Origin of the sequence: Salinimicrobium terrae DSM 17865 (assembly GCF_000424665.1) — a bacterium.
In the GTDB taxonomy this organism is placed as follows: Bacteria; Bacteroidota; Bacteroidia; order Flavobacteriales; family Flavobacteriaceae; genus Salinimicrobium; species Salinimicrobium terrae.
Window position 1 is genome coordinate 69,192 of sequence record NZ_AUKI01000002.1, and the last position, 23,934, is coordinate 93,125.

A 23,934-nucleotide genomic window follows, 5' to 3' on the forward strand; every position below is an offset into this window, starting at 1 on the left:
TATTTTAAGCTCCTGAAGAATTTACCTCTCCCGACTTTAAATCTGAAAAAATATATCTTCAGTTTCCAATATCCGGAAATAAAAAAGATGTTTACTGGAAGTCAATAAACATCTTTCTCAAGGAGTACATCCAGACTTTTAATTAGGTGCCGGATAGAGATAATTTGCCTCAAAACTCAATGGGATTCCCAGCCACCAATAAACCAGTAAAAAGATCGTCCAGGTAACTAAAAATATAACCGAATAAGGTAACATCATTGATATAAGGGTTCCAATACCCATTCCTTTAACATAGCGCTGACCAAAAACGACTACCAGGGGAAAATAGGGTAATAATGGTGTAATAATATTGGAAACAGAATCCCCCACACGATAAGCTGCCTGAGTAAGGTCAGGTGAAATACCCAACTGCATTAACATAGGAACAAAAATGGGTGCAATGAGTGCCCACTTTGCCGATGCAGATCCTACCATTAAATTTACAAAGGCACTTAATATTACAATTCCAACAATAGTTATTTGACCCGGCAAGTCAAGTGCCTGAAGAAAATTTGCTCCTTTAATTGCTATCAAAAGACCTATGTTTGAACGTGAAAATGCATCAATAAAAAGTGCAACGAAAAAGGCCATTACAATATAGTAACCCATACTTTCCATGGATTTTGTCATACTTTTTATCAAATCCCCTGAAGATTTATATCTACCTGATACAAAACCAAAAACAAGTCCCGGAATTAATAAAAAAATAAAAATCAAGGGTACAATTGCCTGCATTAAAGGCGCATGAAAAGAAGTGAGGGATTGAACTTCGGGATCAACCATACCCGGTCCTCTTAAAGCCGAATCTTCTGAAGATGCCCATAAAAATAAGCCAACAATTCCCAATACCATAGCCAGAAGTCCCAACCAGAAAGCTTTACTTTCTTTGGAAGTCACCTTTTCCATTTTAGGCATTTGATCTTCATCCCCATCCACTTTCACCTTTGAAAGCCGTGGTTCGACAATTTTATCTGTAACCCACCAGCCAACAAATACAATCAATAAAGTTGATGCAGAGGTGAAATACCAGTTATTTAAAGGGTTTAAGTTAATATCGGGATCAAGGATCCTGGCGGCCTCAAGCGTGAAGCTCATAATGAGCGGATCAATAGCCGAAGGAATAAAGTTCGCTGAAAACCCTCCGGATACCCCGGCAAAAGCTGCTGCAATTCCTGCTAAAGGATGTCGACCTGCGGCATAAAAAATAACACCTCCCAGGGGAATTACAAGCACATAACCTGCATCTGCTGCTGTGTGACTAACGATAGCTATTAAAATTAGCATCGGGGTAATCAATTGTTTGGGTGTAAAGTTTAAGAGCTTTTTTAAACCGGCGTCGATCCAACCCGAGTGTTCTGCTACCCCAACTCCAAGCATGGCAACTAAAACAATTCCCAAGGGAGCAAAAAGCACGAAGGTGCTTACCATACTCGCAAGAAATTTGGCCAATTGAGACCCTGTGAGTAAATTTTGAACATTTAGGCTATTCCCGGTCATTGGATGAACTTCCCCAAAATCAAACGGAGACAGAATTGCCGATAAAACCCATACGAAGATGAGTAAATAGAAAAATAAGATTGCAGGATCGGGTAATTTATTACCCATTTTTTCAACTAAATCAAGGGCTTTGTTTAAAATGCCTCTTTTGGGTGAATCAACTGCTTCTTCCATAATTAAATCAGATAGTTGTTAATTAAGTGCTAAAATAAAAATTTATCTAAAAATCAACAGTTAATCATCCTGCCCCTTTTTTAAGTTTCCCGGTGAAGGTATTTACTGCGGAATTTTATGACCAAAGCGCTGCTGCGTATAATCATCCACACAAAAAATGCAATCCAGATCGCATGGAGCTTCAGCCCGAAGTAATCTCCAATTAATAATGCCGGAGTGAATCCAAGAAAGGTTGCCGCCAATAAAACATTCCGCAGATATTTAGCCTCTCCCAGTCCTTTAAATATTCCGTCAAACATAAAAGCAATTGCATTTACCGGTTGCATAACCAGGACCATCCAAAATACAGAAGTAAAGAGCACAAGAACCAGGGCTTCTTTGCTAAAGATTAATCCAATTTCTTCATAGAACAAAGCACAAATTCCTATGAGGGCTATGGCTATCATAAGAGAATACTTGCTGATCTTTTTACTAAGCAGCCACAAGCCACTGTAATCTTTGGCTCCCAAAAGCCGGCCACCCATGGCATTACCTGCATTCGCGTAACCGTCAATAAAGAAGCTGAAGAACAGCCAAATGTTCATGAGAATACTTTGGGCTGCTATAAAATTGTTACCGTAACCCGTGGCGTAGGCGTTGGCAAGATAGATTGCGAAGTTGAGCGCAACCGTTCTCACAAAAAGGTTTCCGCTCATTAATAAGAGGCCTCTCATTTGTGGATTTATTCTGCGGCTAAGCCCCAGGTTGAAAGGAGTTTTAGTAAAAAAGAAATATAGAGCCATCACCAGCATCACCGCCTGCGCAATCACACTTGCCCAGGCTGCGCCTTCGAGATGCATGGCAGGAATCCATCCTTCGATCCCATAAACCAATGCGAAATCAAGTCCAACATTAAGCAGAGCACCAGTTAAACTACATTTCATAGCCCAGAGCGTATTCTGTAACCCACGAAATACGCCGAACAAAGCAAAGGTCACCAGAGTGAGCGGATAACCCAGCGCCCGAATCTGATAATAATCGGCAGCATAATTCAACACCTTGCCTTCGGCATTATAAGCACTGAAAATTGCCGCTGCGAAATAAGCGGTCACTGCATAAATAACCAGACTCAGTAAAAAGTTGAAGAATATTGCCTGCGGCACGAGGGTTTTTACCGCATGAATTCTCCTTGCACCAAAATGCTGAGAAACGAGGGCAGAGATTGCAGTTTTTGTCTGCGCTACGATCCATATAATAGCAGAAAGAAAAGATCCCACAATACCCGCAGCCGCCAAGGCTTCAACAGGATCCTGCTCCACATTGCCAATAATGGCTATATCTGTAAGAGAAATGAGCGGTTCGGCTATTCCCGCAATAATTGCAGGAATAGCGAGTCGGTTAATGGATTTAAAATTTACAGCATTTGTCACCCGTAAAACTTCAGAAATGCAAAGTTAAAATTTGCAGGAGAGTAGCTTGGAAAATATTGAAGAAATACCTTACGTACGGATTAAAATTCTATTTTTGAAAAATCGTAATTTTTCGGTTTTCACCGAAAACGATCATTAAATTCCTCGTAAACAAATGAAAAACAATTTACTATTTTTTCTTGCAATTGGCTTATTCGGACTTCTTCCGGCTTCTGCACAAGATGATTATCCCACTAACAGAGAAATCGAACAAAGGCTTCAGCAAATAGCTTACGCAAGAGATGCAAAACTTATATCGCTAACCAAAACAGAAGGAGGTCAGGATATCTGGGCCTTACAAATAGGAAAAGGGGACCTGGAAAATAAACCGGCGATTGCGGTGACAGGAGGAGTGGAAGGCTATCACGTCCTAAGTGTCGAACTTGCCCTACAAGTAGCTGAAAAGCTGGTGAGAGAACATAATGACCTTCTGGAAACCAACACCTTCTACGTATTCCCTAATATGTCTCCCGATGCTTATGGGAAGTATCATGATAATTTAAAATATGAACGCCGTGGGAATGCCGCAAGAGTTGACCAGGACCGGGATGGAAATGTTTCTGAAGACGGCTATGAAGATCTAAACCGTGACGGGCTAATAACTGAAATACGGGTTGAAAGTCCTTTGGGAAAATATGTAACTCACGAGGATCATCCGCAGATCCTTATCGAAGCAGAAGGAAGAGATGCTGCAGGAGAAACGAGATACCTTAAATTCTCTGAAGGATTTGATAACGATAAGGATGAGAAATTCAATGAGGATCTTTTAGAAGGAATTGCATTTAATAAAAGTCTTACCTATCAATTCCCCGTTTTTCAACCTCTTGCAGGTGACTATCCCGTATCACAAAGAGAAACAAGAGCTCTGCTAGATTACCTTTTTGAAAGGTGGAACATTTTCGCTTTTGTGACTTTCGCTCCCGAAAATAATTTATCCGCACCTTTAAAATATGATAAGGCGGGTGCCGAAAAAAGGTTAATAACCTCAATGTTGGAAAAGGATGTCAAATTGAATAAAATGGTATCAGATCTTTACAATGAAACAGTGTCTCTTGAACCTTACAATCAGGATAATAAAGGAAAAGGCGGAGATTTTTTCCAATGGGCCTATTTTCACTTCGGAAGATTAAGTTTTAGTACTCCAGGCTGGTGGGTTCCTGAAGTAAAGGAGCAAAAGGAAAAAGAGAATGACTCCATACCTTCCAAAAAGGGGGAAATTACTCCCGAAACAAATTTTCTTGCCTGGGCAGAACAGGAAGGATTAAATGATGTTTTTATAAACTGGACAGAAGTTGATCATCCCGACTTTCCTGACCGTAAAGTGGAAGTCGGCGGAATTCGTCCATTTGCAATGACCAACCCACCTTATAAAATGGTGGACAGTATTGCCCAACAACATACAGATTTTGTGGTAAAACTGGCTAAAATGAAGCCAAATTTGGAATTTCACAATCTTCAAACTGAAAAGCTCAGCGGTGGACTTACCCGGATTACAGTAGACCTTTTCAATAATTCCCCCTTACCCACACATTCTGAAATGGGAGAAAGATCCCGATGGCTTCAAAAATTACAGATTACTGTTAATAAGGACAAAGAAGATATTTTGGCAGGAAATACCATTAAACTTTCAGGAAAACTTGGAGCCTTCGAAAAGGAAACCATTTCCTGGATCGTAAGAGGCGGAGGGACAGCCACCGTGAAAGCCGGAGCACCTCACACGGGGTATACCATCATGAATGTAAAACTTTAATTTTTTAGAACAAATGAATTTTAAGAACATAAGAAAAATAGCAATTCTGGGAATTTTAAGTTTTCTATTGACCATTCCTTCGGTTTACGCTCAGGAAAAATTCTTCCGCGCTATAGGAACACCTCACAAACCAAAGGTGGAAGTGAGCTGGAACAGATACTATACCTATGAAGGAATCGTGGAGATTATGGAAAAAATCACTAAGGCATATCCCGATCTTGTAAGAATGGAAAGCATAGGAAAATCCTTTGAAGGTAATGAGATATATCTCCTGACAATTTCAGATTTTAAAACAGGAGATCCAGATAAAAAACCTGCAATGTATATTGATGGAAATATTCATTCTAATGAAATTCAGGGAGCCGAATTTTCTCTTTATACGGCATGGTATCTTACCGAAATGTTTGGGGAACTAGATTTTATAAAGGAACTTCTTCAGGATAAGACTTTTTACATTAATCCTACAATAAACCCCGATGCCCGTAATAACTATATGAATGAGCCAAACACTCCACATTCCCCAAGATCGGGAATGATCGTTTTGGATAATGACAAAGATGGACAGGCAGGAGAAGATGGATTTAATGATCTTAATGATGATAATCATATCACCATGATGATAAGGAAATCTCCAACCGGCCGCTACATCAAGGATCCTCAAGATCCCAGAAGGCTGATCCGCGTTGAAGCTGAAGAAAAAGGTGAATTTGAAATGTTGGGCTATGAAGGCAAGGACACAGACGGGGACGGCGAAGTAAATGAAGACGGAATAGGATATTACGATCCAAACCGTGACTGGGGTTGGAACTGGCAGCCAGATCATATTCAGCGTGGAGCTTACAAATATCCCTTCAGCCTTCCGGAATCAAGAGCTGTAATGGAATTTATAATGGACCATCCAAATATTGCCGGAGCCCAAAGTTACCATAACTATGGAGGAATGATCCTTAGGGGGCCGGGAGCAGAAGAGGATAAGAATACGTACAATGCAGAGGATGTCAAAATTTATGATGCCATAGGCAAAAAGGGAGAGGAAATGATTCCGGGTTACAGATATCTTGTAGTATATAAAGATCTCTATTCTGTGTTTGGAGGAGAGCTCGATTGGTTTTATGGCGGCAGAGGGATCTACACTTATACCAATGAACTTATGAATTCCTACCAGTATTTTCACAAAAATGAAGGAAGAGGAAACCAGGAAGAGGAACTCAAAGTTGACAGGTATCTAACTTTTGGAGACGCATTTGTGCCTTGGGAGGAATTCGATCATCCACAGTACGGTAAAATACAGATAGGTGGATTTAAAAAGAACTTTGGAAGAGCACATCCCGGTTTTTTACTTGAGCAGGATGCACATCGTAACATGGCTTTCACAATCTACCACGGCTATCATACACCTAAGCTAAGTATAACCGATGTAAAAGAAGAAAATCTTGGAGGAGGGCTGAAGCAGATCACTGCTACGATTTATAATGAAAGACTAATGCCAACACATTCCAGCCAGGATCTAAAATACAACATTGAGAGACCCGATTATATTAGCATATCCGGCGCAAATGTGGTAACCGGGATGGTGGTAAATGATGAAGATTTCAATAAAGTAGAAGAACAAAAACAAAATCCGGAGAAAATAAAAGTTGACAACATTCCCGGAATGGAGTCTGTAAAGGTTCGCTGGATCGTTTCAGGAAATGGGAATTATCGAATAAATGTTGATTCTGCTAAAGGCGGAACGGCTGCCTGGAGTAAATAATTTGCTTCCTTAAATATTAAAAAAGCTTCGTGAAAACGGAGCTTTTTTATTTTGATCGAAAAATAAAACTGTTTCATTCCAAAACCAATTCGTAGCAGTAAAACGGATGTCTACTCTGCTTTGGAAAGTAGACATTCCCGAGTCTCTGGTAGTCTCTCCGCGCATAAAACTGCTGATTTCTTTTATTCTGGCTAAAGGTGTCAAGCCTTAAAGAATCATAATTTTGTTCCCGGGCGTAGTCTTCGGCAAAATCCATTAACCGCTGTCCATTACCACTGCCCCATGTGGAAGGTTCTGTCGCGAGCCGGTGAACATAAAGATTATTACCGGATTCGGTCAACCAATCAATTGGGATGTACTCCTCATCCATTTGAGGAGTGAGGACGATGATCCCCAGCAGTTGTTCTCTTTCCTCAAGCAAGAACAGCTCCTGCTTATTTATATCCTGCTGCAGTTTTTCCATAGACGGATAATGTTCATTCCACTGAAAAATGCCTTTTTCCTGCATCTTTACAGCACAAGCCTCAGTGAGGCTTTTAATTGATGCCAAGTCTTTTAATTCAGCTTTTCTAATCATGAGAAAGAATATTCGACCGCAAAAATAATTTTAATAGAAAGAATTTAAAGCCTTTACCTATTTAAATAAATTTAATACATTTGCCACGTTGAAATTGTTTCAGCAACATGGGGGATTAGCTCAGCTGGCTAGAGCGCCTGCCTTGCACGCAGGAGGTCATCGGTTCGACTCCGATATTCTCCACAAAAAACCACTGCGAAAGCGGTGGTTTTTTTTATTTAGACTCTTAAGAGGATCCAAAAATGCCATTTTTGAGACCTATTATTTTTTAATAAACTCCGTCGCCTTTTGTATGATCTTTTCCATCGCCGGTGGCAGCTCATCTTGTTCCCATGGATGGGAAGCTCCAAAAACATGGTCACTACCTTCCAGCAGGAATAATTCTGATTGCCGGGACCATTCATGAAGCTCCCGGGCATTTTCTACCGAGACCGTGGGGTCTGTTGTGCCGTGAACAATTAAGTAAGGTATGTTTAGTTTTTTTGCCGACCTGGAGATGGTTAAACGTTCTTCATTTTGCTTAAAATCTTCATAGAAGTCAAACAAGTGTGGCATTTTCTGTTTGGTTCTGGAATTTTCTATATAAGAAATACCCTTTTGTCTCCATGCTTCCAGCTCTTCTCCCTTTGGAAATCTTTCCCCAAAGTCGCTAACCGCAGCAAGTGATATTAGTTTTTGTATACGATGGTCTTCGGCCGCTTTAACCACAACAATTCCGCCGCCCCGGGAATGTCCCATAAGGGTAAGACGCGAGAGATCGGCTTTTTCGGCGTAAGGGAAATTTTCACTGCTAATCCAGTCGATCAATACTTTAAGATCATCAAGTTCTTTGGTGTAAGTGTTTTCTCCAAAAGCATCGAGGTCCGGAAAGTCTACAGGCTCTTCAAGAGTTCCGCCGTTAAAGGCAAAATTAAATTTTATAAATAGAAAGCCATTTTTTGCAAAATCTTCAGCCATTAAATTCCATGCACCCCAGTCTTTAAATCCTTTATAACCGTGGCAGAATAATAGAACCGGTTTATTTTCCCCTTCTTCAGAATAAAAAACATCTGTTGGAATTGGACGGCCGTGAAGACCGGGCAAACTTTTATTCTTCTCTTGTTTAATTACCATGCGTTTTGTTTTATTTCTTTTTCTACAAAAGGAACTTCGGGATCACATATCTCTAAAATAAGATTTTTAAGCTGCAATTTAAATTCTTCAAGTGTTTCTTCAGTCACATCGGTATCTTTCCTGGCTCCATATCCTTTTTTATCCTTTTTACTGAACTTAAGGAATCCTTCCTTTAAATTCTTAAAGGAGATTATCCCTGCTTCAGAAACCGGTGGCAGAGGTTCTTTAGCGTTCATCATAAGGGCATAGGTAAGGATTTGAAAAGGTTTGCTGTACCTGTCATAGTCAGATGTTATTTCTTCCCAATCAACCACTTCTACTTTGTTCTGCTCAACTCTTCCGGTTTTGTAATCTATGATGCGTAACTTCCCATTGAATTCATCAACCCGGTCAACTGTTCCCTTAAGAAAAACAGGAAAATTAAGTTCCTCAATGTGGATTTGGGTTTTCAGTTTTTCTTCTATTTTTAGAATCTTTAGGGTATTTCCCTCTTTTAGACCATTAATTTCTGAAAGTAAAAAGTTGCGCACATAACGTCGTGCTACTTCAAAAATGAGCAGGTTCTTTCCCTGATCCAGTGGTGCCTTAGTGTAATGATCCCTAAACTGCTTTTCAATCTCTGCATTAATCCCTTTTAATACCGGTTCAAGCTTCTGAATAGATATTTCTTCGTTTACCCAATTTTTGTAAAATTCTTCAAGGGTATCATGCACCACAGTTCCAAGTGTATTGTACGCCACTGTTTCTTCCACTTCTTCCCGCTCCTTGAGTCCCAGAACATATTGCTTATAAAAATCCAGCGGATTTCTAATATAGGTCGTAAGTGCCGATGGTGAAAAACCTTCTGCTGCTCTTTCTCTAATTTTTTCCATCATTCCCGCCGACTTAGGTACAGTCTTAAGTTTCGCCGATACTGGAGGTACTATAGGACTAATGTTACCTTTTTCTATTGTGTGGTTCTTATTCGCTTCCATTTCAAGCTGCAGTAAAAATCTGCTTTTTTCACCTGCATTAAGTCGGTCACTTTCGGTGTTATAAAGCAGATTCACATGCTCGGCACGCTGTAGCAAATGGTAGAAGTGATAGGTGTAGACCGCATCTTTCTCTTTATATGTGGGCAACTTATAAGCACATTTAAGATCGAAAGGAATAAAAGAATTGCTACTTTTCCCTGCCGGAAGCACTCCCTCATTAACCGAGGTAAGAATTACATTTTTAAAATCCAGGACTCGCGATTCTAACATCCCCATGAGCTGTAATCCAGAAAAAGGTTTTCCCCGGAAGTCAACCGCCTTCGAGGAAAGAAGATCCTTGTAAATCGAGAACAGGATCTTTATTGTATTTATGTATGGATATTCCTGAAGTAAATTACTTAATTGATTGACCAGTAAATTTAACTGATATAGAAATTCAAGTGTTATCTTGTTCCGGTCCTTGTCAAGACGATCTTTAAAGATCATGATCAATTCCTGAAGTGCCTCCAGTGCAATTTTGGGATCATTATCCCAATTTCCAAAACAGATCTTAAAAAGCCGTTTTAACTCATTAGGTACAGAAGCAAGTATATCCTTTTCATTTAGATATACCAGATTTTCATTTCGAATATTTTCCAGCATCTTTCTCGAATAACCACGGGTTACCTGCTGTACAAGCGGATGGCTAAGAACAAGCATAAGATCTTTATAATAGTAATTTCCATTCCCCTGGATTGTATGCATCTTCAACAAATGTTCGAAAAGAAATGTTATCGGTGCATTTTGAAGGGCAAACCCCATAGTTATGTTCACCTCCCCCACGTTAGGAGGCAGAGAATTTAAAACCGGGAGCAACAAACTTTCATCTCCAAGGACTACAGCAGTTTGCTGTAATTCACCCGGTGACAATTTCGACAACAATTCTCCAACATATTTTGCCTGCCCAATGTTTTTGGGTACCCCCACCATCTTAATATTCTTGGCACTGTTGTAAGATTGGGAAATTATTTTGAGTTCATTATCCTTGTAATAAGGCCAGGATTTCATATAATTTCTCAAAAATAGCGAAACATCGTGCTGTTCATCCTTTAAAAAAACCTCATCCACATCCCAGTAGACTTCGGCTTTTCCTGCAGCCAGGAGCGTTTGAAAGATGTCTTGCTCTGCACTATTTAGGGCATTGAATCCTATAAAAACAAAAGATTTAGAAGCAGCCGCAGCATAAGCAGTAATTTTTTCTGAGGCCCGTCTGTAAACCATTCCTTGATATGCCAACTCCTTTTTTTCAAGTTGTTCTTGAAGAGTCTGGTAATATTCAGCAAGTTTGTTCCAAAATAAAAGATAGTTCTCCATGAGGGGAGTACGCTCCTCCTGAAGATACCAGTGGTTCATTTCCTGTATGTTGCCCAGGTAACCAAAAAAGGATTGATAATCCACGAGGTATCGGTCAATTTCATTGAAATCGTACAATAGCGTTTGTGCCCAGGTGGAAAAGGTTTCAAATCCTTCACAATTCTCTTTGGGAGTACAGGCCAGGTAGGCTGAATAGAATTCAAAGAGAGAAGTTACGTTATCAATAGGTTTTAAGCCTGCTATTTCTTCGGCAAAATCTTCAATGCTCAATACTCGTGGGGCAAACATGGGAGTTGAGGAGAGTCTTGAAAGCCGGTTAAGAAGAGCGGCACCCGCTCGTTTACTCGGTAAAATAAAGATAGTTTCAGAAATATTGGTTTTTCTGGATAACAATTCCTGAAGCACCTGTTCAATAAATGATGTCATGCTCTAAAAATAAAAAACGCCCCGAAAAATCGGAGCGTCTTTTTAAAAATTTATTCTTTCAGAAAACTAATTGTTATCCTGATCATTGGTTTTTATAAACCTATTCCTCTAAAGAGATCTCAACACGTCTGTTCTGCTGTCTTCCTTCTGCAGTGTTGTTAGTTGCTATAGGATTAATTTCACCATAACCTTCGGCAGTCAATCTACTTGCATCGATTCCTTCAGATACAAGAGCTTCTCTTACAGATTCAGCTCTTTCTCTAGATAACTGCAAATTATATTCTTCGCTACCAGTGCTATCTGTGTGTCCACCTATATGGAAATCACTAGTAGGATATTCCATCATAATTTCTGCAATAGCATCAATTGTTTCCTCAGAATCGTCACGAATTGTAGCTTTATTAAGATCAAAAAGGATTGTTCTTGAATATTCGTTCAATTCTTCAATAATTGCCACAGTCACTTCAGGACAACCATTGTTCGCAACAGTTCCCGCAACTTCAGGACATTCATCGTCTTTATCCAGAACTCCGTCATTGTCCATATCTTCCCATGGGCAACCGTTGTTTTCTTCTGGTCCTGCTTCATTTGGACATTCGTCCTCGCTATCTCTTATTCCATCACCATCGGCATCAGGACATCCATTCATTTCAGGAAGACCAGCTACGGTAGGACATTCATCCTGTGGATCGGCAACGCCATCACCGTCAGTATCGGGACATCCGTTATATTGAGCCAAACCTGCTTCGTTAGGACATTCGTCCAGTCTGTCTTGAATTCCATCACCGTCAGAATCAGGACAACCATTGAACTGCTCTAAACCGGCAACTTCAGGACATTCATCATTCTTGTCATAGATGCCATCACCATCGGTATCTTTTCCACCCAAGGCAAATTTAATTCCTGCTGCATGTTGGAAGTGAGAATTCATATTCTCATCAAACCCATGCTTATAGATCGTTTGGACAGATAAAGCAAAATTTTCTGAGATCCAGAAGTTCAATCCTACTGTTCCATCAAGAGTTGCAAAGCCTTCGTCGTCCAGCCAGGTATATCCACCACCAACTCCAATAATAGGATCCAACCAACCTTCGTCGGCGTTATTACGGAAGCTGTAGTTAAAAGTACCGTCTAAACCATAATACATTAAGTCATTGCGACCTTCATCTCCAAATTTACTGATCCGGTTTATAGATCCAGCTCCTTCAAAATAGAATCCGGCTCCAATGTTTCGGGCAACAGAGATCCTTGAAAGACCTGCAAGTATGTTCCAGTGATCTCCGACATTAAAAAAGTCATCGAAGTATTCACCTAAAGGAGCGTCCTCACCAGTCGGATAAAAATCCACTGCGTTTACTCCCAAACCTATAGCCCAGGGATTATCATCATCCTGTGCCTGCATAGTGCTAAAGCTCAGGATACATAATGAAGCTAATAATAATCTGTTAAGATGTTTCATATTGAAGAGTTTAATTTTAATTAGTTAGCAGAAACAAAAGTAGACCGATAATCAGGATTAACAAAGCTTAATTTAATAAAGTTTTCTTAATAAGAACTCGATAACAGCGGTTTGCAGCCGAATTCAGACACTAATATTTTCAGAAAATATTAAAGTTTTAATAAAAAATTAAGATTTGTGATTGCGTTTGAAATCTCTTAAAAAAAGAGTTATTTAGGAGAAAAAGATCTACTTAACTCATTAAGCCGCATCTGGTAACATTCTTTAAGAAAATTTAAAAAAGTAAAAAATAAGGATGTATTCTAAAGCAGAACACATCCCTATTAATATTCCTTCTTTTATTTAATTATATTCAATTCTTTACCTACCTTTTTAAAGGCTGCAATGGCTTTATCTAAATGTTCTTGTGTATGTGCGGCAGATAGCTGTACCCGAATGCGGGCCTTACCTTTTGGTACAACAGGATAAAAGAAACCTATAACATAAATCCCCTCTTCCAAAAGTCGATCGGCCATTTTTTGCGAAAGTTTGGCGTCATATAGCATGACCGGAACAATAGCAGCATCTCCGTCTATTATATCAAAGCCTGCGTCTATAATTTCTTTTTTAAAGTATCTTGTATTTTCCTTCAGTTTGTTTCGCAGCGTATCATCTTTCGCGAGCATTTCAAAAACTTTAATAGAAGCACCCACTATGGCCGGGGCTAAAGAATTAGAGAAAAGATATGGCCTTGATCGTTGGCGTAGCATTTCGATAATCTCTTTTTTACCTGTAGTATAGCCGCCCATTGCGCCTCCTAAGGCTTTACCCAGTGTTCCGGTAATTATATCTACCCTCCCCAATACATTCTTTTCCTCGGGAGTTCCTATTCCATTTTCTCCAATAAAACCGGTTGCATGTGCTTCATCGATCATGACCAGGGCATCATATTTTTCGGCCAGGTCACAAATTTTATCCAGCGGTGCCACGAGTCCATCCATTGAGAAAACCCCGTCTGTCACCACGATCTTAAATCTTGCTCCATCCTCATTTGCCTGCTTTAACTGGTTCTCCAGGTCTTCCATGTTATTATTCTCATAACGATAGCGTGCAGCTTTACATAACCTAACCCCATCAATGATGGAGGCATGGTTGAGCGAATCTGAAATTATCGCATCTTCTTTCGAAAATAAGGGTTCAAAAACTCCTCCATTGGCATCAAAAGCCGCAGCATATAAGATTGTATCTTCAGTATGGTAAAAATCGGCGATCTTTCTTTCAAGTTCCTTGTGGATATCCTGTGTTCCACAGATAAACCGAACGCTAGACATCCCAAAACCATGCGTATTCATGGTTTCCTGGGCAGCTTTTATCACTTCTGGATGTGATGAAAGCCCCAGGTAGTTGTTAGCACAGAAGTTAATCACTTCTTTTCCGCCTTCTATGGTGATATCTGCTCCCTGCGGTGAAGTAATTACCCGTTCTTTTTTATAGAGTCCTTCTTCTTTTATTTGTTCTATTTCATTTTTTAAATGATCTTTCAATGCTCCGTACATAATGGTGGTTTTTTTACAAAATTACATTCTTTAAACAAAATTGACCTGTAGGTCTTCATTAATGTAGACCAACAATCTTTTTTCTACCCGATAATTCATCCTTTCAAGCACTCTTCCATATTCTTTAATTTGTTCCCCGTGAGTCGGATTTCCGGCACCGGTTTTATAATCAATAATGCTAACGCGGGTGCCCGAGAAGTTCAACCTGTCGGGTCGCAGGAGAGATCCATCTTCAGAAATAATATCCCGTTCATTAAAATTTACTACTCCCTGTGCAAAAAACTCTTTTAATTCAGGATGTTTTATAACTTCAAAAATGCTCTTTCGAAGCTCCTCTTTTTCTGTAGAAGAAAAAAGTCCCTCTTCTTTGGCATTTTCAAGGACCCTCTCCACATCTGCTTCAGTATTGATTCTGGCAAAAAGATCATGGATCAACTGCCCTTTTTCAATAGCTTCCTTCTGTCTTGAATTCCACATTAACCCAGAACGGGTAATAATAGAGATCCCATTGCTTTGCGTGGGGTAAGAAAAAAAACTTTCCTGTTTGAGAGAATTTACAGCCTTTTTCTCCTCCATAAATCTCTCCTCTGGATCTCCAATATGGTATTCATTGCTGCCATCCCACTTGCCAATGGAACGTAAATAGGAAATCAACAATCCGGAAAATCGACCGGTTTTCTCATTGCCTTTTTTGTCCAGATCCATTTTGGAAATAACATATAACTGTTGCTCCGGGCGGGTCATGGCTACATAAAGAACATTTAGGGCATCGAGCTGACTGTTACAGCACAAATCGTGATAAAGATGAGGTGCCTCTCCTTCCCATTCTTTCATTTTTTCAGCGGCACGTAAATAGGCTATCTCCACATTGGAACCAAATTCAACGGGTAGATCCATCCAGATATGCTCCCGGGCCGTATCACTTATCTGGGTGTTGGCAAAAGGATAAATTACTACCGGAAACTCCAGCCCCTTCGCTTTGTGAATAGTCATTATTTGAACCGCATTTTCTCCCTGAGGAACTACAATGCTCAATTCTTCTTTTTTGCGCTCCCAATGCTCCAAAAAGGAAAAAAGACCAGATCCTTCTGTACTTGAAGTTTCATAAACAAAATCCAAGTAAAACTGCAGGTAAGCATCAGATATTGCTTCAATTGAAAAAGCTCTTATAATGTATTCTACGGCTTCATAGATAGACATTTCAGTGACTAATCCTGGAGAAAAATCAATGTTTTGAGCCAGGGCTTTAAAAAACTGTTCTCCTTCAAGCTGAAGGTGATCCATCAAAAATTGAAATTCATTTTCAACCTTTATGGTTTTATTCAGCAGATAATCTAAAATCTCAAATTTGAGAGTCTTATCGCCCGGATCCAGGCAGTACTGCAAAACCGAAGTAATGAAATTCACCTTTGGAGACCTGCTTATGAGGAGACTTTCAGCAGAAATCACCGGAATAGAATGTTCACTCAAAAAATTAGCGACAGCAATACTTTCCTTACGAGTGCGGGTAAGAATACAAATACCGGTTAAGGATTGTCCTTTTTCCTGCACATTATTTATAATTTCCAGAACTCTTTTAGGGTAAACCTCCATTTCTTCGGAAGCATTTTCGGCTTCTATAAATGAAATGTTTACATAGCCTTTCCTTTTACTCACCTTTCCCTGGCCACTATTGAGAAAAAGGTCTTTATGCGTGGTATTCAGAAAATAATCTGAAGCAAATTTGAAAAAACCATTATTGAATTCCACTATAGTACTCGCACTGCGATAGTTGTTGGGTAGCACTAACATTTCCGTCTCTTCAATACTAAAAGGATATCTTCTTTCACATAATTCTATAAATTGCTCAGCCTTGCCCCCGCGCCACCTGTAGATAGACTGCTTTGCATCTCCCACCAAAGTGAGAGAGCCATATTCCCCGACCGGGTGTTCCATCGAGAGAGTGTTGTCAACCAGCGGGATCAAGTTTTCCCACTGTAGTTGTGAAGTATCCTGAAATTCATCAATGAAATAATGACGGTAGCGATCACCAAGACGTTCATAAATGAAAGGTGCTGGTTGATCCTTAACTGCTTTTCCTATTGTAGCATTGAATTCTGAAATTAAAACCAGAGAATTTTCAGCTTTGATTTCCTCAATCTGGGCCTGAATAGCGTTTAACAAGGATAAGGGCACCAGGTTTTTTTCCACGGCCTCGAGAAACTGAAGTCTTGTAATATTCTTTTTCACTTCCCCATACATTTCCACGATTTGCGGCTGAAGGGCGTCGAGAATTTGCTTTTTTTCGGAATCTAATTTGTTTGCGTAAAGTGCTTTTTCCGCCAGATCTTGTTGCCATCCTGCCGAAAAATTCACATTAAAATCCCCTTTTTGAAGCTTCAGAAAAAATTTTGGACAATAGCCTCCACTGAAGCATTTATCGTCAAGATTGTTTTCCTCCAGTAATTGAAAAAAAGAATTCGCAGTATTATTTACAGCTTCTTCAAGTTTTTTCTGTTGTTCATTTGCCCTTTCTTTCAGTTCTTCAAAGTCCGTAAGCTTTTTGGATTTAAGAATTTCCAAAAATTTGCCACTGGTTTCCTGGGTAAGCAATCGTCCAATGGCAAAAAGATCCCGGGCTATGTCCCAGCTCTTATCATCATCTGTCCTGGAAAGGACGAAATTTACCAGTACCCGGGTAATAGCCTTATCCTTACCTGCTTTACTTATAAGACGGTCCACAGCCTCAGTAAGCACTTCATCGGTACGCAGTTCCACTTCAAAGTTAGGAGGGAGACCAAGATCTTTAGCAAAAGTTCTCAATACGCGATGGGTAAAACCATCTATTGTTGAGACTTCAAAAGCCGCATAATTATGAATGATGTTCTTTAGAATTTGCCTGCTTTTTTGCTGAATTTTTTCAACTGGCATCCCGGAGCTTTCAGAAATATCCTCCAGTAAAGCCTGTTCTTTCTCAGATCTATCGAGCTTTGCCAGCGCATTAAGGCTTTCAATGATTCTTGACTTCATTTCCCCCACAGCTTTATTGGTAAAGGTAATTGCCAGAATATTTTTATAACTTTCTATACTCGGAGAAGAAAGTAGTAGTAGCAGATAATCTTTGACCAGGGTGTAAGTCTTTCCCGAACCAGCCGAAGCATTATAAATTCTGAAGATATTGGACTGCTTCAAATTTTTTTTTACTAAAGTAAGAAATGCATCTGGAATCGCCCTAAACCCCAGTTAGGGATTAATTAAATTATTTTCAAAGAGTTACCACTTCACCTCTCCTATCTTGATTTAATGCTTTAAAAACGCCAAAGTTTTAAGGATTTTATAACGTTTTATAATTTCTATTAGATGGCTTTATCTTTAAATTTGAAGTTGACCTTATTTAATAATACTAAAAAGATATAATTATGGCTTTCGAGTTACCAAAACTAAAATACGCAACTGATGCATTGGAGCCTCACATTGATGCGAGAACAATGGAGATCCACCACGATAAGCACCACGCAGGATATACCAGCAAATTAAATGACGCCGTAAAGGGTACAGATATGGAAGGTAAGAATATAGAAAATATTCTTACTAATCTGGATATGGAAAACAAAGCGGTTAGAAACAATGGTGGTGGATATTTCAATCACAACCTTTTCTGGGAAATTATGGGACCTAATGGTGGTGGAAAACCGCAGGGAGACCTGGCTTCGGCAATAGACAGAGATTTCGGATCCTTTGATTCATTTAAAGACGAATTTTCGAAGGCAGGTGCCACTCAGTTTGGATCGGGATGGGCATGGCTATGCGTGAAAGAAGGAGGCAAACTTGAAGTGTGCTCTTCGGCAAACCAGGACAATCCACTTATGCCGGGTATTGGATGTGGTGGACAACCCATTCTTGGAATGGATGTTTGGGAACACGCTTATTATCTCAAATATCAAAACCAGCGTCCGGCATACATTGAAGCTTTTTTCAATGTCATAAACTGGGAAGAAGTATCTAAGAGATACGCACAACACAAATAGTCAAAATCTCCAAAAATATTTGGCTTATTACAGAGCTGCTGGTAATCCCGGCAGCTTTTTTTATACGCATAAAAAAAGGTGGAAAGCTCCACCTTTTTTTGCCCCAAATCTACCATGAACTTAACCTACTTATGTTATGGCTCTTCTAAAGTAGACAAAGATCCCATTATCAAAAACTATTTTAGTCAAAATACTGGGATAATTGTTAAAGAGCATTTTTTTAGGTTCAGGTGTAAGAATTAAGAAACAACGGTTAGCAATTATCTTAATTAACCTCTAAATCTTTTAGTCTTAACTGCAGGCTAATATTCCCCTGAAATTCATTTTCATCAATACAATAGGCAGCTTTAACCTTTTTACCCTCATTAAGAAGTTCGCATTTCTTCCCCAGGTCAAATCCAATGGCATCAAAGCTACGGTCATTCCCTTTTTTGAAAAAGCGAGCCTTTAGATGTTTATCTTCGCCACCAACACAACGGGCATAACCGGTATCTCTCAAATCCCTGGTCATAAAAACGGGAGACATATTACCAGGGCCAAAAGGGGCAAATTGTTTAAGGATTCTATGGAATTTTGATGTGATATCCTTTAATTCTATTTCTGTATCTATCTGGATTTCGGGAGTCAATAACCGCGGATCTATAGTTGCCGAAACCACCTCTTCAAATTTATTTTTAAAATTTTCATACTGCTCAGAAAGTAAGGTTAATCCAGCAGCATATTTATGACCCCCAAACTGTTCAATGAATTCACTGCACCCTTCAAGCGCATCATATACATCAAATCCACGTACAGAACGGGCCGATGCGGCAAGCTTCTCTCCGCTTCGGGTAAATACCAGGGTTGGCCGATAGTAAGTTTCAGTTAATCGTGAGGCAACGATCCCAATAACTCCCTTATGCCAGTTCTCCCGGTAAACTACCGTCGTCTTCCTTTCCTGCTCGCTAAGCTCCTCAATCTGGGCAAGAGCTTCTTCAGTAATTATCTTATCTGTTTCTCTTCGGGTGGTGTTGTACTCCTCAATTTCTTTTGCAAACATTTTTGCCTGTACGGCGTCTTCTTCAGTTAAAAGATTAACGGCATGAAGGCCATGTTTCATTCTTCCTGCAGCATTGATACGGGGAGCAACTATAAAAACAACATCGGTAAGTGTTAAATGTTCTTTTTTGACTTGTTCCAGGATGGCAGCAATCCCGGCGCGTGGTGCGACATTAATGACCTGAAGACCATGATAGGCAAGAATTCGATTTTCCCCTGTAACGGGAACTATGTCGGCTCCAATAGCTGTAGCCACCAGGTCAAGATATGGAATGAGCAACTCAAAAGGCTCCCCACGTTTTTGATTCAGTGCCTGCAAAAGCTTAAAACCCACGCCACAACCGCAAAGCTCCTTGTAAGGGTAATTACAATCCTGTCGTTTGGGATCCAGAACTGCTACCGCTGCAGGAATTTCTGCTCCCGGCCGGTGATGGTCACAAATGATAAAATCAACTCCTTTTTTACTTGCATAGGCTACCTTTTCAATGGCTTTAATTCCGCAGTCGAGGGCGATAATTAGGCTAATATCATTGTCGGCCGCGAACTCTATTCCCTTATAGGATACCCCATAACCTTCTTCGTACCTGTCCGGTATATAAGTTGCAACGTTGGGATATATCTTTTTTAAGTAGGAGGAAACAAGAGCAACGCTTGTTGTGCCATCAACATCGTAATCTCCAAAGACCATGATATTTTCCCTTTTTTGAAGAGCAAGTTCAATTCTTTCAACCGCCGCTTTCATATCCTTCATCAGGTAAGGATCGTGAAGGTCATCTAAATTTGGTCTAAAGAATTTTTTTGCCTCTTCAAAGGAACAAATTCCGCGCTGAACCAATAAAGAAGCTATTGGTGCTTCCACTCCCAAAGCTGCCATGAGATGTTCTACAATTTCAGGATCGGGTTTAGGTCTAAGAGTCCAGCGCATTTCATTTTTTTTCAAAAGTACAGATTGTTCTCAATAATTTCCTTCCTACATGATTTCACTTTATAGGAAGTGAAGAAAATTCTTTCGAAAGAAGAAGCACGTAAAATGCCATTATTGAAAACTGTTTATTTTTTTCAATAAATTAGCTTTAAAGCTAGATTTATGAGAAATTTTGTTCTTGTTTTAATATCTCTTTTCATCCTTAGCTGCAACGATGACTCTCTAAAGAGTGAAAAAGTGCAGGAAACTTATACAGTTTCAAATACTGAAACTCTGGAGATCCTTTTAACTACAGCTATTCCCGTTGAAGGAGGATATAGTGTTGCGGAACAGCCACAACACGCTGTTCTAAGTGAAGTTCAATATCAGGAGAAGGGAATTTTCTATGTTTATAAACCTGAAAAAGGGTTCACCGGGATCGACGTAGTTAAGATCAAAAGAGAAGATTCAAACGGTGCAGAGGTGTATGCCGAAACTATTACAACAATAAATATTAAGGTTACTGAGTAGTTTATTTCCTGCCTGCAACTACCAGTACAATTTCTCCTTTAGGCGGCTTTTTTTCATAGTGCTCCAACACTTCGGAAGCAGTTCCTCTCACTGTCTCTTCATGTAACTTTGAAATTTCCCGGGAAACCGACACTTGCCTATCTTCTCCAAAAAATTCTTTTATCTGCCCAAGAGTTTTCAGAAGTTTATGAGGTGATTCATACAAGATCATAGTTCGGGTTTCCTGTGTAAGGATTTCCAGCCTGGTTTGTCTGCCTTTCTTGACAGGGAGAAAACCTTCGAAAACGAATTTATCATTTGGCAGTCCACTATTCACAAGCGCCGGAACAAAGGCAGTGGCTCCAGGCAAACAGTCTACCTCCAGACCAGCCTCTACGCAGGCACGGGTAAGTAAAAAGCCGGGGTCACTAATAGCAGGAGTTCCTGCATCACTTATAAGTGCGACATTTTTTCCATTCTGGATTTGCCGCACCACATTTTCCACCGTTTTATGCTCATTGTGCATGTGATGGCTTTGCATAGGAGTGTTGATCTCAAAATGCTTTAGAAGCTTTCCGCTGTTGCGGGTATCTTCGGCTAGGATAAGATCAACTTCCTTTAGAACCCGTATGGCGCGAAAAGTAATATCCTCTAGATTCCCAATGGGAGTTGGCACAATAAATAGTTTAGCCATAGCAGCTTCTACTCGTAACTTTTCTCAACTATAGCCAAAAATCTGCTTTCATAGTCTTCTTTTCCCTCCCAGTTATTATAATCGGGTTTAACCATGTTTGCAACAAAATTAGAAGCTTCTTCTTTGGATTTGATAGTATTGAGTTGGGATAAAACCCTGTTATAATCTGTAGTACTACCGTCAAAAAGGTGCTTTACAAAAGCCATTCGATCATTCAAGCCAATATTGATCCCTTTTTTGAGGCGGTCATTAAGAGATCTAGGTTTATCCTGGCCAGCACCTGACTTCTTTACCGGCTCAAACTGCGGGAGATTATCATAATGGACACCACCAATGTCACTCATGTCATTCTTCTTATAATTGCGTGGTTCTATGTGCGCAAACAAATCATCAACCTGCTGAGTTTCGGGTGGCATCTGGGCTACTATATCTTTAATTTTTTCGGTATTAGGTTCCGTGATCGCCTCAGAATCATTATACTCAAGCCCGGTCGGGTTGTATTCATCTGGTTCGGGAAAATTCTCTTCCTGTCTTACGGTCTCCGACTTTTTTTCAGGAGTTTTTTTCTCCTGATTTTTTACTTCTGAAGTTTTCCCCTCCGGCTTCTGTTCTTTTGGAGCCTCCACTTGTTGTGCAGTTTTCACCACTTCCTGCTGTCTTATTTCAGCAGCGGTGTAAAGATTGGATTCGGTGAAATTATAAATCGTGAGTTTTTCGAACAATCTCCTGGCCAATTCTTTCAGTTCTCCTGTAGAGACCTGATCCTGATCTTTTAAAAGAGCAACTTTTTCGGCCAAAGCTACTAATTCCTCTTTCAACTGCTTTTTCATAACTTTCATGCTTGCAACCTAAATGCGGTTGTATTTTTAATAAATTTGTGTCACCTTTATCAAAAGCGAAGTCCGCTTTTTGGTCTTGAAAAATACAAAATGTTTCTCGAAAATACAGTAAATCATAAGGAGCAATTTGGGTGGATTGAAGTTATATGCGGTTCGATGTTCTCGGGAAAGACCGAAGAGCTTATTCGCAGGCTCAAACGTGCAAAATTTGCCAAACAAAAGGTTGAGATCTTTAAACCGGCCATAGATACCCGCTATAATGAAGAAATGGTGGTCTCTCATGATTCCAATGAAATTCGCTCTACTCCCGTGCCTGCTGCAGCCAATATAAGATTGCTGGCAGATGATTGCGATGTAGTAGGAATTGATGAAGCCCAGTTTTTTGATCAGGAAATCGTTTCTGTATGTAATGATCTGGCCAACCGTGGAGTGCGGGTGATCGTTGCCGGCCTTGACATGGATTTTAAAGGGAATCCTTTTGGACCTATGCCCAGCCTCATGGCAACTGCAGAATACGTGACGAAAGTACATGCGGTTTGCACCCGTACCGGAAACCTCGCTCAGTTCAGCTACCGCAAAACTTCAAACGAAGACCTGGTGATGCTGGGGGAGAACGAAGAATATGAGCCTCTTAGCAGAGGTGCTTTTTACAAGGCCCGCCTGCGAGAAAAACTGAAGAACATTGAGGTGAAAGATCCTGAAGAATTAAAAGATATAAAAAGAAGCGAACATGCCGAAAGCCAGGGAGACCGTACTTGAAATTGACCTCGGTGCCTTAGCGCACAACTATAATTACATAAGATCCAGGACAAATGATGATGTGAAATTTATGGCGGTAGTCAAAGCCTTCGGCTACGGAAGCGACGTAACCGGAATAGCAAAAAAACTTGTGGAACTGGGAGCCGATTATTTTGCGGTGGCCTATACTTCAGAAGGTATAGCCTTGCGCAAAGCAGGTATTGAAACTCCCATTCTAGTGCTGCACCCGCAATCCATTAATTTTGAAGCGATAATTGAGCACTGCCTTGAACCTAGCCTTTACAGCGAATTTGTTCTGCAGAAGTTCATCGAAACAGCCGAAAAACAGAAACAGAAAGAATATCCTGTGCATATTAAATTCAACACGGGCCTAAATCGTTTGGGCTTTTCGGAAAAGGAAACTTCTATAGTGAGGGATCTTTTAAAGGGGTCAACGTCGGTAAAAGCAGCATCATTTTTTTCTCACCTCGCAGCAAGTGAAGATTGGAGGGAAAGGGAGTTTACCCTTTTGCAGATACATACCTTCAGGAAGATTGCTTTAAAATTATATGATGAATTGGGTTACAGACCTATGCTACATATTTGCAACACTTCAGGAATAATAAATTACCCGAAAGCGCATTTCGACATGGTACGATCTGGCATTGGATTATATGGTTTTGGAAATGATGAACCCGAAGATCAAAAACTAAAACCTATAGGTACTCTTAAAACTATAATCTCGCAAATCCATCACATGCAGAAGGGAGATACCCTGGGCTATAACAGAGCCTTTAAAGCAGATAAGTCGAAAAAAACGGCCACCCTACCCATTGGTCATGCCGACGGTATTAACAGGCAATATGGTAACGACCGTGCAGGAGTACTAATTAACGGGAATTACGCTCCCATAATAGGTAACGTGTGCATGGATATGATCATGATAGACATTACGGGAATCGAGTGTGAAGAAGGAGATGAGGTGATAATTTTTGGTGGACCTCAACATGCCACCAAATTTGCCGCAATGGGCAATACTATTTCCTATGAGCTTATTACTGGCATATCCCAGAGGGTCAAACGCGTTCTCATTGGCAATTAATTTT

At 40.0% G+C, this 23,934-nt stretch carries 17 protein-coding genes and 1 tRNA gene; 7 read left to right on the forward strand and 11 right to left on the reverse strand.

Annotated features, from left to right (window positions below; all coding sequences use genetic code 11):
* Window positions 1–138: 138 nt before the first annotated feature.
* Window positions 139–1,710, reverse strand: coding sequence for an AbgT family transporter (locus H148_RS0100910; protein ID WP_029033110.1), 1,572 nt, complete (start codon window positions 1,708–1,710; stop codon window positions 139–141).
* Between the two features lie 80 nt (window positions 1,711–1,790).
* Complete coding sequence (locus tag H148_RS0100915; protein ID WP_029033111.1) at window positions 1,791–3,119, reverse strand: MATE family efflux transporter; 1,329 nt, start codon at window positions 3,117–3,119, stop codon at window positions 1,791–1,793.
* Between the two features lie 154 nt (window positions 3,120–3,273).
* On the opposite strand from H148_RS0100915, the gene H148_RS0100920 reads away from it, so the two are divergent.
* Together H148_RS0100920 and H148_RS0100925 are read left to right on the forward strand one after the other, a co-directional pair.
* Complete coding sequence (locus H148_RS0100920) at window positions 3,274–4,908, forward strand: M14 family metallopeptidase (RefSeq protein WP_029033112.1); 1,635 nt, start codon at window positions 3,274–3,276, stop codon at window positions 4,906–4,908.
* Window positions 4,909–4,921: 13 nt separating this feature from the next.
* On the forward strand, window positions 4,922–6,661 hold the full coding sequence (locus H148_RS0100925) for a M14 family metallopeptidase (protein ID WP_029033113.1): 1,740 nt from the start codon (window positions 4,922–4,924) through the stop codon (window positions 6,659–6,661).
* Between the two features lie 73 nt (window positions 6,662–6,734).
* Here the strand turns inward: H148_RS0100925 and H148_RS0100930 are convergent, their stop codons facing one another.
* Window positions 6,735–7,238 (reverse strand): GNAT family N-acetyltransferase, encoded by a 504-nt coding sequence (locus H148_RS0100930; protein ID WP_029033114.1) that lies wholly within the window; start codon window positions 7,236–7,238, stop codon window positions 6,735–6,737.
* 109 nt (window positions 7,239–7,347) lie between these two features.
* On the opposite strand from H148_RS0100930, the gene H148_RS0100935 reads away from it, so the two are divergent.
* Window positions 7,348–7,421 (forward strand) — tRNA-Ala (locus H148_RS0100935).
* Window positions 7,422–7,499: 78 nt separating this feature from the next.
* Here the strand turns inward: H148_RS0100935 and H148_RS0100940 are convergent.
* The 5 genes from H148_RS0100940 to H148_RS0100960 all read right to left on the reverse strand — a co-directional run bounded on the left by H148_RS0100940 (window position 7,500) and on the right by H148_RS0100960 (window position 17,269).
* On the reverse strand, window positions 7,500–8,351 hold the full coding sequence (locus H148_RS0100940; RefSeq protein ID WP_029033115.1) for an alpha/beta hydrolase family protein: 852 nt from the start codon (window positions 8,349–8,351) through the stop codon (window positions 7,500–7,502).
* On the reverse strand, window positions 8,345–11,104 hold the full coding sequence (locus H148_RS0100945; protein ID WP_029033116.1) for a PD-(D/E)XK nuclease family protein: 2,760 nt from the start codon (window positions 11,102–11,104) through the stop codon (window positions 8,345–8,347). Before H148_RS0100945 ends, H148_RS0100940 begins: the two co-directional genes overlap by 7 nt.
* Before the next feature lie 100 nt (window positions 11,105–11,204).
* Window positions 11,205–12,563, reverse strand: coding sequence for an OmpA family protein (locus H148_RS0100950; RefSeq protein ID WP_029033117.1), 1,359 nt, complete (start codon window positions 12,561–12,563; stop codon window positions 11,205–11,207).
* 338 nt (window positions 12,564–12,901) lie between these two features.
* Window positions 12,902–14,098, reverse strand: a complete 1,197-nt coding sequence (kbl, locus tag H148_RS0100955) for a glycine C-acetyltransferase (protein ID WP_029033118.1) — start codon at window positions 14,096–14,098, stop codon at window positions 12,902–12,904.
* Window positions 14,099–14,128: 30 nt separating this feature from the next.
* Window positions 14,129–17,269: a UvrD-helicase domain-containing protein gene (locus H148_RS0100960; RefSeq protein WP_029033119.1), complete on the reverse strand. Its 3,141-nt coding sequence runs from the start codon at window positions 17,267–17,269 to the stop codon at window positions 14,129–14,131.
* Between the two features lie 227 nt (window positions 17,270–17,496).
* Here H148_RS0100960 and H148_RS0100965 point away from each other — a divergent pair, with 227 nt between their 5' ends.
* Complete coding sequence (locus H148_RS0100965) at window positions 17,497–18,105, forward strand: superoxide dismutase (RefSeq protein WP_029033120.1); 609 nt, start codon at window positions 17,497–17,499, stop codon at window positions 18,103–18,105.
* Between the two features lie 265 nt (window positions 18,106–18,370).
* On the opposite strand, the gene recJ is transcribed toward H148_RS0100965, so the two are convergent.
* Window positions 18,371–20,068 carry a single-stranded-DNA-specific exonuclease RecJ gene (gene recJ / locus H148_RS0100970; protein WP_029033121.1) on the reverse strand — a complete coding sequence of 566 codons (1,698 nt, stop codon included), beginning with the start codon at window positions 20,066–20,068 and terminating at the stop codon, window positions 18,371–18,373.
* Window positions 20,069–20,230: 162 nt separating this feature from the next.
* Here recJ and H148_RS0100975 point away from each other — a divergent pair, with 162 nt between their 5' ends.
* Window positions 20,231–20,578 carry a hypothetical protein gene (locus tag H148_RS0100975; RefSeq protein WP_029033122.1) on the forward strand — a complete coding sequence of 116 codons (348 nt, stop codon included), beginning with the start codon at window positions 20,231–20,233 and terminating at the stop codon, window positions 20,576–20,578.
* 1 nt (window position 20,579) lies between these two features.
* Here H148_RS0100975 and rsmI read toward each other — a convergent pair whose 3' ends face one another.
* Both rsmI and H148_RS0100985 read right to left on the reverse strand, forming a co-directional pair.
* The gene (gene rsmI / locus H148_RS0100980) at window positions 20,580–21,251 is read right to left on the reverse strand and encodes a 16S rRNA (cytidine(1402)-2'-O)-methyltransferase (RefSeq protein WP_029033123.1); all 672 of its coding nucleotides are present in this window, start codon (window positions 21,249–21,251) and stop codon (window positions 20,580–20,582) included.
* A gap of 8 nt (window positions 21,252–21,259) precedes the next feature.
* On the reverse strand, window positions 21,260–22,081 hold the full coding sequence (locus H148_RS0100985; RefSeq protein WP_029033124.1) for a hypothetical protein: 822 nt from the start codon (window positions 22,079–22,081) through the stop codon (window positions 21,260–21,262).
* 99 nt (window positions 22,082–22,180) lie between these two features.
* Between H148_RS0100985 and H148_RS16990 the strand changes: the two genes are divergently transcribed.
* Window positions 22,181–22,849 (forward strand): thymidine kinase, encoded by a 669-nt coding sequence (locus tag H148_RS16990; protein WP_037324457.1) that lies wholly within the window; start codon window positions 22,181–22,183, stop codon window positions 22,847–22,849.
* Window positions 22,821–23,930, forward strand: coding sequence for an alanine racemase (gene alr / locus H148_RS0100995; RefSeq protein WP_029033125.1), 1,110 nt, complete (start codon window positions 22,821–22,823; stop codon window positions 23,928–23,930). The genes H148_RS16990 and alr overlap by 29 nt, the downstream gene beginning before the upstream one ends.
* Window positions 23,931–23,934: the final 4 nt, after the last annotated feature.

What these genes read in the sequence shown, in the direction of transcription:
- H148_RS0100945 (WP_029033116.1), bottom strand. Translation starts at nt 11,104, where the DNA reads ATGACATCATTTATTGAACAGGTGCTTCAGGAATTGTTATCCAGAAAA.
- H148_RS0100975 (WP_029033122.1), top strand. Translation starts at nt 20,231, where the DNA reads ATGAGAAATTTTGTTCTTGTTTTAATATCTCTTTTCATCCTTAGCTGC.
- H148_RS0100920 (WP_029033112.1), top strand. Translation starts at nt 3,274, where the DNA reads ATGAAAAACAATTTACTATTTTTTCTTGCAATTGGCTTATTCGGACTT.
- recJ (WP_029033121.1), bottom strand. Translation starts at nt 20,068, where the DNA reads ATGCGCTGGACTCTTAGACCTAAACCCGATCCTGAAATTGTAGAACAT.
- H148_RS0100910 (WP_029033110.1), bottom strand. Translation starts at nt 1,710, where the DNA reads ATGGAAGAAGCAGTTGATTCACCCAAAAGAGGCATTTTAAACAAAGCC.
- alr (WP_029033125.1), top strand. Translation starts at nt 22,821, where the DNA reads ATGCCGAAAGCCAGGGAGACCGTACTTGAAATTGACCTCGGTGCCTTA.
- H148_RS0100985 (WP_029033124.1), bottom strand. Translation starts at nt 22,081, where the DNA reads ATGAAAAAGCAGTTGAAAGAGGAATTAGTAGCTTTGGCCGAAAAAGTT.
- H148_RS0100965 (WP_029033120.1), top strand. Translation starts at nt 17,497, where the DNA reads ATGGCTTTCGAGTTACCAAAACTAAAATACGCAACTGATGCATTGGAG.
- H148_RS0100925 (WP_029033113.1), top strand. Translation starts at nt 4,922, where the DNA reads ATGAATTTTAAGAACATAAGAAAAATAGCAATTCTGGGAATTTTAAGT.
- rsmI (WP_029033123.1), bottom strand. Translation starts at nt 21,251, where the DNA reads ATGGCTAAACTATTTATTGTGCCAACTCCCATTGGGAATCTAGAGGAT.
- H148_RS0100930 (WP_029033114.1), bottom strand. Translation starts at nt 7,238, where the DNA reads ATGATTAGAAAAGCTGAATTAAAAGACTTGGCATCAATTAAAAGCCTC.
- H148_RS16990 (WP_037324457.1), top strand. Translation starts at nt 22,181, where the DNA reads ATGTTTCTCGAAAATACAGTAAATCATAAGGAGCAATTTGGGTGGATT.
- H148_RS0100940 (WP_029033115.1), bottom strand. Translation starts at nt 8,351, where the DNA reads ATGGTAATTAAACAAGAGAAGAATAAAAGTTTGCCCGGTCTTCACGGC.
- H148_RS0100950 (WP_029033117.1), bottom strand. Translation starts at nt 12,563, where the DNA reads ATGAAACATCTTAACAGATTATTATTAGCTTCATTATGTATCCTGAGC.
- kbl (WP_029033118.1), bottom strand. Translation starts at nt 14,098, where the DNA reads ATGTACGGAGCATTGAAAGATCATTTAAAAAATGAAATAGAACAAATA.